We start from the raw sequence: 11,646 nt of genomic DNA on the forward strand, positions 1-11,646 counted from the left end.
GACAGTTAGCTTCCCGAAAGTCCATTCCTGGCCTATTATTCTCCGGTCATTGGCACTTTTAGGGTGAACACTCCCATGCGTCTTGAAGTCTTTTGTGAAGACCGCCTCGGTCTGACTCGTGAATTGCTCGATTTGCTGGTGCTGCGCGGCATTGATCTGCGTGGTATCGATATTGACCCTATTGGCCGTATCTACCTCAATTTTGCCGAACTGGAGTTCGCCACCTTCAGCAGCCTGATGGCGGAGATCCGCCGTATCGCCGGCGTGACAGACGTGCGCACCGTGCCGTGGATGCCATCTGAGCGTGAACATCTGGCGCTCAGCGCGCTGTTGGTGGCGATGCCGGAGCCGGTGCTGTCGCTGGATACCAAAGGCAGGGTCGAACTGGCCAACCCCGCCAGCTGCCTGCTGTTTGGCCAAAGCCAGGCGAAGCTGCGTAACCATCCGGTGGCCCAGCTGATCGCCGATTTCAACGTCCAGCGCTGGCTGGAAAGTAGCCCGCAGGAGACGCATGCGGAGCATGTGGTGGTGAACGGGCAGAACTACCTGCTGGAAGTGACCCCGGTCTATCTGGAAGGGGAGCATAACGAGCGAGTGCTGACCGGCGCCGTGGCGATGCTGCGCTCAACCGTGCGCATGGGACGGCAGCTGCAGACCATGACCAGCCAGGACACCAGCGCCTTCAGTCAGATCCTCGCGGTGGGGCCGAAAATGCGCCACGTGGTGGAGCAAGCGCGCAAGCTGGCGATGCTCAGCGCGCCGCTGTTGATTGTCGGCGATACGGGCACCGGCAAAGATCTGCTGGCGCATGCCTGCCATCTGGCCAGCCCGCGGGCGGGCAAACCCTATCTGGCGCTTAACTGTGGCTCCATTCCCGAGGACGCGGTCGAGAGCGAACTGTTCGGCGACGCCCTGCAGGGCAAAAAAGGCTTCTTCGAGCAGGCCAACGGCGGTTCGGTGCTGCTGGATGAAATTGGCGAGATGTCGCCGCGAATGCAGACCAAGCTGCTGCGCTTTCTCAACGACGGCACCTTCCGCCGCGTCGGCGAGGATCATGAAGTACACGTCGATGTGCGGGTGATCTGCGCGACGCAGAAAAACCTGGTCGAGCTGGTGCAGAAAGGACTGTTCCGCGAAGATCTCTACTATCGCCTCAACGTCCTGACCCTGTATCTGCCGCCGCTGCGCGACTGCCCGCAGGACATTATGCCGCTGACGGAGCTGTTTGTTGCCCGCTTTGCTGATGAGCAGGGGATCCCGCGGCCGAAGCTCTCCGCCGACCTGAGTACGGTGCTTACCCGCTACAGCTGGCCCGGCAATGTTCGTCAGCTGAAAAATGCTGTCTATCGCGCGCTAACCCAGCTGGAAGGATTCGAACTGCGTCCGCAGGACATTCTGCTGCCGGACCACGACGTCGCCTCGCTGCCGGTGGGCGAGGAGGCCATGGAAGGGTCGCTGGACGACATTACCCGCCGTTTTGAGCGCTCGGTGCTGACCCAGCTCTATCGCAGCTACCCCAGCACCCGTAAGCTGGCGAAGCGGCTGGGGGTGTCGCATACCGCCATCGCTAATAAGCTGCGTGAATATGGTCTGAGTCAGAAAAAGGGCGACGAATAATCCCGCCAGGCCGGCGACCTATGTCGCCGGCATTCGGCCTGCAAAGCGGGCCAAACCTGTATATACTGGTTGTTTAATTCTTTTTCCGGGGTGGTGCATCTTGGCGTCGCGTCGCGCGATCGGGCAGTGGCTGATATTGCTGCTGCTCTCCGTTCTCTTTTCCTCGCTGCTGTTACGCCTTCATTTGCCGGCAGCGCTGCTGCTGGGGCCGCTGATCGCCGGTCTCATTTTGAGCCTGCGCGGGGTGAAGCTGAGCATCCCTCGCCCCTGTTATCTGGCGGCGCAGGCCATTGTTGGCTGCATGATCGCCAGGGCGATTAATCCCTCTGTTTTTGGCGTACTGTTCGCTAACTGGGCGCTGGTGCTGGCGATCCTGTTGACCACCCTGGCGATCAGTGGTCTCACCGGCTGGCTGTTGGTTCGCTATAGCGCGCTGCCGGGCGCCACCGGCGCCTGGGGAAGCTCTCCCGGCGGGGCGTCGGCAATGGTAGTGATGGCTCAGGAGTACGGGGCAGATGTGCGGCTGGTGGCGCTGATGCAGTATCTACGGGTGCTGTTTGTCGTCGGCGCGGCGGCGCTGGTGGTGCGCTATGCCCTGGGCAACGAGGCGCAGGCAATGAGCCAGGCCATCGTCTGGTTTGCGCCGTTGACCCTCAATTTTCCTATCACGCTGTTGCTGACGGCGGCGGCCTGTTGGCTGGGCGTCCGGCTGCGTATCCCTTCCGGAGCCATGCTGCTGCCGATGCTGTTCGGCGCGCTGGTCCAGGGCGGCGGCTGGGTGATGCTGGAGCTGCCGGAGTGGTTGCTGGCGATGGCCTACGCGGTGCTGGGCTGGACGGTGGGCCTGCAGTTTAACAAAGCGGTTTTTCTACTGGCCCTGAAGACGCTGCCGCAGATTATCGCCTCCATCCTCGGGCTGATCCTGATGTGCGCCCTGATGGCCCTTGCCCTGACTCATATTTTGCCGATGGACTTTATGACCGCCTATCTGGCCACCAGCCCCGGCGGGCTGGACACCGTGGCGATTATCGCCGCCGGTACCCGGGCGGATATGTCGTTCATCATGGCGCTGCAGACGCTGCGGCTGTTTACCATTTTGCTGACCGGTCCGGCGATGGCGCGGACGATTTCCCGCTATGCGCCGCGGCAATAAAAAGCCCCCGCAGAGCGGGGGCTGAGCAAAGCGAATGTCCGCAGGCGCGCTGCGCCAGGGCAGTCTGTTATCAGGCTTTCAGGGCGGCCAGCGCGGCGTCGTAGTCTGGCTCTTCGGTGATTTCGTTCACCAGCTGGCTGTAGACGACCTGATCGTTTTCATCGATAACGACCACGGCGCGAGCGGCCAGGCCAGCCAGCGGACCGGCAGAGATAGCGACGCCGTAGTCAGCGAGGAACGATGCGCCGCGCAGCGTGGAAAGGGTCACCACGTTGCTCAGGCCTTCGGCGCCGCAGAAGCGAGACTGGGCGAACGGCAGGTCAGCGGAAATGCACAGCACCACGGTGTTGTCCAGTTCAGCGGCCAGCTGGTTGAATTTACGCACTGATGCGGCGCACACGCCGGTATCAATGCTCGGGAAAATATTCAGTACTTTACGTTTGCCGGCGTACTGGCTCAGCGCGACGTCAGAGAGATCTTTGGCGACCAGCGTAAACGGCTGCGCTTTAGCGCCTGCCTGCGGAATGGTGCCCTGAACAGAAACGGGGTTGCCCTGGAAATGCACGGTTTGTGACATGGTTATCTTCCTGTTTACATATAGTTAACGTCGCGAGTAGTGTATGACATCCGCCAGCTACACGGCAAACCCTATTTAACATTGACCAGAGAGGACAAGGGAATGCGTAACGTGCGAGTGTATGAGGAAGCCTGGCCGCTCCACACCCCCTTTGTGATCGCCCGCGGCAGCCGCAGCGAAGCAAAAGTGGTGGTGGTGGAACTGGAAGAGGACGGTGTGAAAGGCGTGGGCGAATGCACGCCTTATCCACGCTATGGCGAAAGCATCGCGTCGGTCATGGCCCAGGTGATGGCGATCGGCGAGCAGCTGGAGGCGGGACTTACCCGCGAACAGCTGCAGCGGCTGCTGCCCGCAGGCGCCGCGCGCAATGCCATTGACTGCGCCCTGTGGGATCTGCAGGCGCGGCGCGAAGGCAAAACCTTGCCCCAACTGCTGGGAGTGACGTTGCCCGAGCGGGTGATCACCGCCCAGACGGTGGTCATTGGCACGGCGGATCAGATGGCGGCCAGCGCCGCGGCGCTGTGGCAGAAGGGTGCTCAACTGTTGAAGGTGAAGCTCGACGACCGGCTTATCAGCGAGCGGTTAATCGCTATTCGCCAGGCGGCGCCGCAGGCCACGTTGATTGTCGATGCCAATGAATCCTGGCACAGCGAGGGGCTGGCGGCGCGCTGCCAGCTGCTGGCGGACCTCGGCGTGGCGATGCTTGAGCAGCCGCTCCCCGCCGACGCCGATGCGGCGCTGGAAAACTTCGTTCATCCGTTACCGATTTGCGCCGACGAGAGCTGCCATACCCGGGAGAGCCTGCCGAGGCTGCGCGGGCGCTATGAGATGATCAATATCAAACTGGACAAAACCGGCGGCCTGACCGAAGCGCTGGCCCTGGCCGGGGAGGCGGAACGGCAGGGCTTTGAACGGATGCTGGGCTGTATGCTCTGCACCTCGCGCGGGATCGCCGCCGCGCTCCCCCTGGCGCCGCTGGCGCGCTTCGCCGACCTCGACGGCCCGACATGGCTGGCGGTGGACGTTGAGCCGGCGCTGCGGTTCAGCACCGGCGTGCTTCATCTTTAAGTTTAAGCCTGCCAGCGCAGCAGGTCGGTCATCGCCGGCAGGTAACGCTCCGTTGCCTCGTCGGCGGAGACCGGCGGAAACTCGGCGGTGATGCAGGGGAGCCCGATATCGGCGCACCAGCTGCCAAAGGAACCTGGGGTGTCGTAGCCCACGCTGCCCACCAGCGGCAGTGAGAAGGCGTCCGCCAGCCAGTGTCCCAGCGGGCTGTGTCCCGGGTCTTCGATGCAGGCCAGCGGATCGTGAAAGGAGACCACCCACGCCGGATGGATCTGATGGATCAACTGACACAGGGCCTGGGTCTCCCGCTCCGAACCAGGCTGCTCGCCGGTCAACAGCACCACGTCTCGTTCCGCCGCCGCGCTGTTCCAGCGGTACACCGTTTCCCCTTGTCTCCAGTTAGCGGCTGGAAAGTTACGGTTGAGGTCCACGCCGCGGGCGTTAGCGCGTAGCCCGAGCTGACAGCCGTCAGGATTGACCGTCAGGACCACGTGGTGGCGGCGCAGCTCCGGCTTCAGGGTGCGCAGGGCGCAGGAGAGGGTCACAATCGACGAATTCTCATCGCCGTGGGTGCCGGCAATAATCAGGCCGCTGCGGCTGTCGGCCATCGGCGCAGGAAACCACAGCAGCGGCGCGCCCAGTTCCGAGCTGCCGTACTGCCGGGTTCCCGGCGGAAAGTCGCCGCGCTGCGGGCGAGGACGTGAAATAGACATAGAGCTTCCTGTGTGTCGTTATTATTCAGTGTTGGCGAAAAGCGTGTTGGAATCAAACCCATTCCCGAGGCGTGAAATCCGACGGCACATCAATTTTCTATCATATGTTGTTTGCAATTTCAGGTGATGAAACAAATAATTATCGCTCTGTTGGCGGTGTTTTTTCTCATTTTAAAGGGGATCTTATGAAGTATCCTGTCGCTTTGACATGCGGCGCGCTGTGGTTAGCCAGCGTATCTTCTCTGGCCTGGGCGGCGGACGTACCGCCGGGCACGGTACTGGCGGAAAAACAGCAGTTGGTGCGCCATATCAAAGATGAACCCGCCTCGTTAGATCCCGCCAAAGCGGTGGGCCTGCCGGAAATCCAGGTGATCCGCGATCTGTTTGAAGGTTTAGTCAATCAGGATGCGAAAGGCAACCTGGTGCCGGGGGTGGCGACCCGCTGGCAGAGCAATGATAACCGCGTCTGGACCTTTACCCTGCGCGATAACGCCCGCTGGTCCGACGGTACGCCGGTCACCGCCGAGGATTTCGTCTATAGCTGGCGGCGTCTGGTGGATCCGAAAACCACTTCGCCGTTCGCCTGGTTCGCGGCGCTGGCGGGGATCGCCAACGCGCAGAACATCATCGACGGCAAAGCCGCGCCGGAGACCCTGGGGGTCACCGCCGTCGACGCCCACACCCTGCGGGTGCAGCTGGATAAGCCGCTGCCATGGTTCAGCAACCTGACCGCCAGCTTTGCCTTCTATCCGGTGCAAAAAGCCAATGTCGACAGCGGCGCGAACTGGACGCGGCCCGGCAGCCTGGTGGGCAACGGCGCCTATGTTCTGAAAGATCGCGTCGTGAATGAAAAGCTGGTGCTGGTGCCGAACAACCACTACTGGGATAACGCCAAAACGGTGATCCAGCAGGTCACCTTTGTGCCGATCAACCAGGAGTCCGCCGCCACCAAGCGCTATCTGGCCGGCGATATCGATATCACCGAATCTTTCCCGAAAAATATGTACCAGAAGCTGCTGAAGGATATTCCTGGACAGGTGTATACCCCGCCGCAGCTGGGCACCTACTATTACGCCTTTAATACCCAAAAAGGGCCGACAGCGGACGAGCGGGTGCGACTGGCGCTGAGTATGACCATCGATCGCCGGGTGATGGCGGAGAAAGTGCTAGGGACCGGGGAAAAACCGGCCTGGCGTTTCACACCGGACGTAACGGCGGGCTTCACGCCGCAGCCGTCGCAGTTTGAGAGTATGAGTCAGGCCGAGCTTAACGCCCAGGCGAAAGCCCTGCTGGCCGCCGCCGGCTATGGCCCGAATCGCCCGCTAAAGCTGACGCTGCTGTATAACACCTCTGAGAACCATCAGAAAATTGCCATCGCAGTGGCGTCGATGTGGAAGAAGAACCTCGGCGTGGATGTGAAGCTGCAGAATCAGGAGTGGAAAACCTATATCGACAGCCGCAACACCGGCAATTTCGATGTGATCCGCGCCTCCTGGGTAGGGGATTACAACGAGCCGTCCACTTTCCTGTCGCTACTGACTTCCACCCACAGCGGAAATATTTCCCGCTTTAACGATCCGGCGTACGACAAAATCCTCGCCCAGGCGGCGGTGGAGAATTCGGCCAAAGCGCGTAACGACGATTACAACGCGGCGGAGAAGATCATTATGGCCAAAGCGCCAATTGCGCCGATCTACCAGTACACCAACGGTCGGCTGATTAAGCCGTGGCTGAAAGGCTACCCGATCACCAACCCGGAAGATGTGGCCTACAGCCGTACCATGTATATCGTTAAACACTGATGCGTACTGGCCTCCTGCTCAGGGCAGGTAGCCATTGCTGAACCCAGAGCTGGCGCGGATTGCGGCGCCAGTTATTTATTAATAAGTAAATCAGCCAATTGAGAATTTGGTGCTTTAAGCTTTGCCAGATCTTAAAAATTAATATCGTCTTCATATAATGAAAAACCAGAACTAAATAATTTTTCATGTTCGAAATATATAAAAAGGCTGTCCTTTTCATATTATATATTCAGTAACTGGTCGCACCGAAGATCGACTTAAGTGAAAATACCAGTTTTCTCTAAGCCTGAAGGCGACCTCTACTACATTCGCAATGTATCAATGACCGCTCTCAGCGCGGGCGACACATTTCGGTGCGGGTAATAGAGAAATGAACCTTCCAGACGCTGGCTATAGCGCTGGAGCACCCGGATAAGCGTACCGCGTTGCAGATCATCTGTGACCAGCTCCTCCGGGACATAAGCTAGTCCCAGCCCCAGCCGCGCCGCTTTGGCCTCCATATAGCTGTCGGCGAAAGCCCACTGTCCCTGAGGCGGGTGGGTAATTTTTTTGCCTTCCACGTTAAGTTCCCAGGCGTACAGGCTGCCGTCGCCGAACTGATAGGCGATGCAGGGATGACCGGTTAAATCGGCAGGGGTTTGCGGAAAGCCGTAGCGACGAAAATGCTCCGGGGTTCCGACAACCGCCATCTCCATATCGGGCGAAATACGTACCGCAATCATGCCACTCCCCACTTCCGGGCCCAGACGCACGCCCGCATCGAAACGCTCCGCAATAATATCGACGAACCGGCTTTCGGTGATCAGTTCCAGGCGGATATCGGGATAGCGTTGTTTAAATATCGCCAGCTTAGGCAGCAGAACTTTATCAATAGCGTGCTGGCTGGCATTGATGCGAACCGTACCGGACGGTGTTTGCCGATAATGGGCCAGCGTGGCGAGTCCCATATCTAAGGCGTCGAAACCGGATTCGACATTGTGATAGAGCTGCTCACCCGCCTGAGTGAGCGACAACCTGCGGGTGGTGCGCACCAGAAGCTGAACGCCCAGCCGCTCTTCGAGTTCGCGAACCGCACGGCTGATCCCGGACTGCGCCAGACCCAGTCGTTGCGCTGCGGCGGTAAAACTGCCTTCCCGCACCACCTGCATAAACAGGTAGAGGTCATTATAGTTTTCCCGTTTCGCCATCTTCCGCCTCGTAACAATCGCGCTATTTAGAACTAAATGGTATTAATCTTAGCATTTTTTAGCCTCTAATAAGCACTTTTATTGCTAGCTACAATAAGCGCATGACAACAAAGCCCAGCAGCGTTGTCCTCTGGAGACTGGTTTTCACACGTTTATTTAGGGGGATTTAATGACGGTTTTCAGCAAAAAAATGACAGCCACGATACCCGCCATGCTGCTTTGCGCCTTATTAAGTGGAGCCACAACGATGAGTTATGCTGATACAACTAACCCGAACGCACCTGTTTCATTGATTGAACAATGGGATAAAACATTCCCGGAGAGCGCAAAAGTGGATCACCGTAAGGTGACCTTTCAGAACCGCTACGGGATTACCTTAGTTGGAGATCTCTACCTGCCGAAGGATCGCGGTGAACGCAAACTGGCAGCTATTGCTGTGAGCGGTCCCTTCGGCGCGGTAAAAGAGCAGTCCAGCGGCCTGTATGCCCAGACGCTGGCCGAACAGGGGTTTGTCACCCTGGCGTTTGACCCATCCTATACGGGCGAAAGCGGTGGCTACCCACGCAACGTGGCCTCACCGGATATCAATACCGAGGATTTCAGTGCCGCGGTGGACTTTCTGGGCCTGCAAAAAGAGGTGGATCGCAACCGTATCGGTTTGCTCGGCATTTGCGGCTGGGGTGGTATGGCCCTAAACGACGCGGCGATGGATACACGCGTCAAAGCGGTGGCGACCAGCGTCATGTATGACATGAGCCGCGCGATGGGTCATGGGGTAGGCGATGGCAAAGACCGCTACACGACAGCCGACCGCCGAGCGGTACTGCAGTACTTGAACGCGCAGCGCTGGAAGGATGCGGCAAACGGCACTTTCGCCCCAGGTGGGCATGACATATATGTTGATGATAAAGGCAACGTCAGCGCTGCCGCTCGTATTTTGCCGGAAACCTTGCCCGCCAACCCCAACCCGGTGCTGAAAGAGTTCTTCGATTATTACCGTATGCCGCGAGGTTTCCATGCGCGTTCGGTTAATTCAACCGGGGCATGGAATGCGACGATGCCGCTGTCGTTTATGAATATGCCGCTGCTGAGTTACGCCAGCGAAGTGACTATTCCGACGCTTATTGTGACCGGCGAACAAGCCCATTCACGCTATTTTGCCGAAGATGCTTTCAAGGCGATCGGCAGCAAAGAGAAAGCGCTGGTGATTGTCCCTGGGGCAAACCATGTCGACCTCTATGACAACGCCGCGGGCAAAATTCCCTTTGCTACGTTCGCGCAGTTTTTCGAAACCAACCTGTAATCGCTCTCCTGTGCCGGAGACATCCCCAAAGCCGCCTGCTGGCGGCTTTGTTTTGTCGGAGATAAATAATGTCTGGATTACATAACACCCGCGCATACTGGAGCGGCGTCCTGGCGATGACGCTCTGCGTATTTGTGCTCATTGCCTCAGAGTTTATGCCGGTCAGTCTGTTGACACCCATCGCGGGTGATTTACACATTACCGAGGGATTAGCAGGCCAGGGGATCGCGCTTTCTGGCGCGCTGGCGGTACTGACCAGCCTGACGATTTCCCCTCTTACCGGGTCGCTGGACCGTAAATGGCTGCTGCTGGGGCTCACGGCGCTGATGGCGGCCTCAGGATTGATGATTGCCCAGGCGTCCAGTTTTCCGGTTTATATGCTGGGCAGGGCGCTCATCGGGATCGTCATCGGCGGATTCTGGTCATTGTCGGCAGCAACGGCCATTCGGCTGGTGCCGCAACGCCAGGTTCCCCGCGCGCTGGCCATTTTTAACGGTGGTAACGCCTTGGCCACGGTCGTCGCGGCCCCGCTGGGCAGCTACCTGGGGGCCACCGTCGGCTGGCGCGGCGCCTTTTTATGTCTCGTCCCGCTGGCGATGGTAGCCTTCATCTGGCAATGCGTTAGCCTGCCATCGATGAAAAGTCAGCGCGCACCAGAGCGGCAGGGAACCGTGCTGCGTCTGTTCCGTCGCTCGACGGTATCCCTTGGATTGTTGGCCTGCGGGCTGTTCTTTATGGGGCAGTTTACCTTATTTACCTATGTGCGACCGTTTCTGGAGATAGTGACTCGAGTCACGCCTTCTGGCCTCTCCCTGATATTACTGGCGATTGGCGCCGCCGGTTTTGTCGGCACGCTGCTTATTACGACCGTTCTGAACGCCCGGTTTTATCCGACACTGGTGGCTATCCCTTTGTTAATGGCCGCGATTGCCGGAACGCTTCTGCTGGCCGGGCACCACACAGGTTCAGTCGCCGTACTGTTAAGCCTGTGGGGCCTGCTGGCGACGGCAGCGCCCACCGGCTGGTGGACATGGATTGCGCGGACGCTGCCCGAGGATGCGGAGGCGGGCGGTGGTCTGATGGTCGCCGTGATCCAACTATCGATTGCCCTCGGGTCAACGGCAGGAGGCCTGGTGTTTGATAGTCTGGGATGGCGCAGCACTTTTGCTCTGAGCGGTCTGTTACTTATGGGCGCGGCAGGGGGGAGCTTCCTGCTTTCTGTCAAACACAGGAGATATCAGCGCACTGCGATTAATGAGCTGGATGCATAAGTCAAATCACAAATGACGGGGTAATCGCGGCGATGTTTCTGGTCTATCATGAAATTTTTAACAAACTGAGACTGCACCGTGGAATATTGTGTATTAAGTAACAACCGTAAAATGCCGATGCTGGGTTTTGGCGTTTTTAAGGTGACCGATAAAGCAGAGTGTAAGCGGGCGGTGCTGAACGCTATTCGTACCGGCTATCGCCTTATCGATACCGCTGCCGTCTACGATAATGAAGATGCGGTGGGGGAGGCCGTTCGCGAAGCCATCGCCGAAGGTCTGTGTACCCGCGAGGCGCTATTTATCACCTCCAAACTGTGGGTTCAGGACATGGCCAACGCCCGGATGGCGAAAGCCGGTATCGCCGCGTCCTTAAAAAAATCCGGGCTGGAATACTTCGATCTTTATCTGTTGCATCAGGCGATGGGCGATTATTTCAGCGCCTGGCGCGCGCTGGAGGAGGCTTATGAGGCCGGTATCCTGAAAGCGATTGGCGTGTCCAATTTCTACGCCCATGTGTTAGCGAACTTCTGCGAAACCGTCAGAATTAAGCCGATGGTGAACCAGGTCGAACTGCATCCTTATTTCGCCCAGCCCGCGGCGCTGGAAACCATGAAGCACTATCACGTTCAGCCGGAAGCCTGGGCGCCGTTAGGCGGCGGCAGACAGAACCCGTATGAAGAGGCAACGCTGCAGGAGATTGCCGATGCCCATCATAAAACCATTGCGCAGGTTATCCTGCGCTGGAACGTGCAGCGTGGCGTCACGGTAATTCCAAAATCCACCCGCCAGGAGCGTATTGAAGAGAACTTTGCCATCTGGGATTTCTCGCTCACCGCGCGCGAAATGGCGCAAATCAGCGCTCTGGATTTAGGCTATGTCGGCGAAGCGGTAAAGCACTTTAACCCTGAATTCGTTCGCGGTTGTCTGGGGGTGAAAATCCACGACTGATCGCGGCTCA

10 protein-coding genes and 1 pseudogene are annotated in these 11,646 nt (G+C 58.6%); 8 read left to right on the top strand and 3 right to left on the bottom strand.

What is annotated here, in order from left to right:
- Positions 1-75 precede the first annotated feature (75 nt).
- Together tyrR and ACQUTP_RS00095 are read left to right on the top strand one after the other, a co-directional pair.
- On the top strand, positions 76-1,617 hold the full coding sequence (tyrR, locus tag ACQUTP_RS00090) for a transcriptional regulator TyrR (protein WP_004203915.1): 1,542 nt from the start codon (positions 76-78) through the stop codon (positions 1,615-1,617).
- A 100-nt stretch (positions 1,618-1,717) separates the two neighbouring features.
- Complete coding sequence (locus ACQUTP_RS00095) at positions 1,718-2,770, top strand: AbrB family transcriptional regulator (protein WP_004203916.1); 1,053 nt, start codon at positions 1,718-1,720, stop codon at positions 2,768-2,770.
- A gap of 70 nt (positions 2,771-2,840) precedes the next feature.
- Here ACQUTP_RS00095 and tpx read toward each other — a convergent pair whose 3' ends face one another.
- Positions 2,841-3,347, bottom strand: coding sequence for a thiol peroxidase (gene tpx / locus ACQUTP_RS00100; RefSeq protein ID WP_004203917.1), 507 nt, complete (start codon positions 3,345-3,347; stop codon positions 2,841-2,843).
- A 102-nt stretch (positions 3,348-3,449) separates the two neighbouring features.
- Between tpx and ycjG the strand changes: the two genes are divergently transcribed.
- Positions 3,450-4,415 (top strand): L-Ala-D/L-Glu epimerase, encoded by a 966-nt coding sequence (gene ycjG, locus ACQUTP_RS00105; RefSeq protein ID WP_043521190.1) that lies wholly within the window; start codon positions 3,450-3,452, stop codon positions 4,413-4,415.
- A gap of 2 nt (positions 4,416-4,417) precedes the next feature.
- Here the strand turns inward: ycjG and mpaA are convergent, their stop codons facing one another.
- Positions 4,418-5,125 carry a murein tripeptide amidase MpaA gene (mpaA, locus tag ACQUTP_RS00110; protein WP_023318054.1) on the bottom strand — a complete coding sequence of 236 codons (708 nt, stop codon included), beginning with the start codon at positions 5,123-5,125 and terminating at the stop codon, positions 4,418-4,420.
- A 71-nt stretch (positions 5,126-5,196) separates the two neighbouring features.
- Between mpaA and ACQUTP_RS00115 the strand changes: the two are divergent.
- A pseudogene (locus ACQUTP_RS00115) lies at positions 5,197-5,310 on the top strand (hypothetical protein); the annotation flags it as partial.
- Complete coding sequence (locus ACQUTP_RS00120; RefSeq protein ID WP_032455964.1) at positions 5,311-6,927, top strand: peptide ABC transporter substrate-binding protein; 1,617 nt, start codon at positions 5,311-5,313, stop codon at positions 6,925-6,927.
- A 302-nt stretch (positions 6,928-7,229) separates the two neighbouring features.
- Here the strand turns inward: ACQUTP_RS00120 and ACQUTP_RS00125 are convergent, their stop codons facing one another.
- A complete protein-coding gene (locus ACQUTP_RS00125; RefSeq protein WP_004203922.1) occupies positions 7,230-8,114 on the bottom strand; it encodes a LysR family transcriptional regulator in 885 nt (294 codons plus the stop codon).
- Positions 8,115-8,283: 169 nt separating this feature from the next.
- Here ACQUTP_RS00125 and ACQUTP_RS00130 point away from each other — a divergent pair, with 169 nt between their 5' ends.
- The 3 genes from ACQUTP_RS00130 (at position 8,284) to ACQUTP_RS00140 (ending at position 11,636) form a co-directional block, all read left to right on the top strand.
- Positions 8,284-9,417, top strand: coding sequence for an alpha/beta hydrolase (locus ACQUTP_RS00130; protein WP_043521183.1), 1,134 nt, complete (start codon positions 8,284-8,286; stop codon positions 9,415-9,417).
- A gap of 68 nt (positions 9,418-9,485) precedes the next feature.
- Positions 9,486-10,688 (top strand): MFS transporter, encoded by a 1,203-nt coding sequence (locus ACQUTP_RS00135; RefSeq protein WP_182971276.1) that lies wholly within the window; start codon positions 9,486-9,488, stop codon positions 10,686-10,688.
- Positions 10,689-10,766: 78 nt separating this feature from the next.
- Entirely contained in the window at positions 10,767-11,636 is an 870-nt protein-coding gene (locus ACQUTP_RS00140; RefSeq protein ID WP_182971275.1) for an aldo/keto reductase, read from the top strand.
- The last annotated feature ends 10 nt before the right edge of the window (positions 11,637-11,646 follow it).

This window comes from Klebsiella sp. 2-CIP_Kleb. (assembly GCF_050378715.1).
Taxonomy (GTDB): Bacteria; Pseudomonadota; Gammaproteobacteria; order Enterobacterales; family Enterobacteriaceae; genus Klebsiella; species Klebsiella quasipneumoniae.

What these genes read in the sequence shown, in the direction of transcription:
- tyrR (WP_004203915.1), top strand. Translation starts at nt 76, where the DNA reads ATGCGTCTTGAAGTCTTTTGTGAAGACCGCCTCGGTCTGACTCGTGAA.
- tpx (WP_004203917.1), bottom strand. Translation starts at nt 3,347, where the DNA reads ATGTCACAAACCGTGCATTTCCAGGGCAACCCCGTTTCTGTTCAGGGC.
- ycjG (WP_043521190.1), top strand. Translation starts at nt 3,450, where the DNA reads ATGCGTAACGTGCGAGTGTATGAGGAAGCCTGGCCGCTCCACACCCCC.
- mpaA (WP_023318054.1), bottom strand. Translation starts at nt 5,125, where the DNA reads ATGTCTATTTCACGTCCTCGCCCGCAGCGCGGCGACTTTCCGCCGGGA.
- ACQUTP_RS00120 (WP_032455964.1), top strand. Translation starts at nt 5,311, where the DNA reads ATGAAGTATCCTGTCGCTTTGACATGCGGCGCGCTGTGGTTAGCCAGC.
- ACQUTP_RS00125 (WP_004203922.1), bottom strand. Translation starts at nt 8,114, where the DNA reads ATGGCGAAACGGGAAAACTATAATGACCTCTACCTGTTTATGCAGGTG.
- ACQUTP_RS00130 (WP_043521183.1), top strand. Translation starts at nt 8,284, where the DNA reads ATGACGGTTTTCAGCAAAAAAATGACAGCCACGATACCCGCCATGCTG.
- ACQUTP_RS00135 (WP_182971276.1), top strand. Translation starts at nt 9,486, where the DNA reads ATGTCTGGATTACATAACACCCGCGCATACTGGAGCGGCGTCCTGGCG.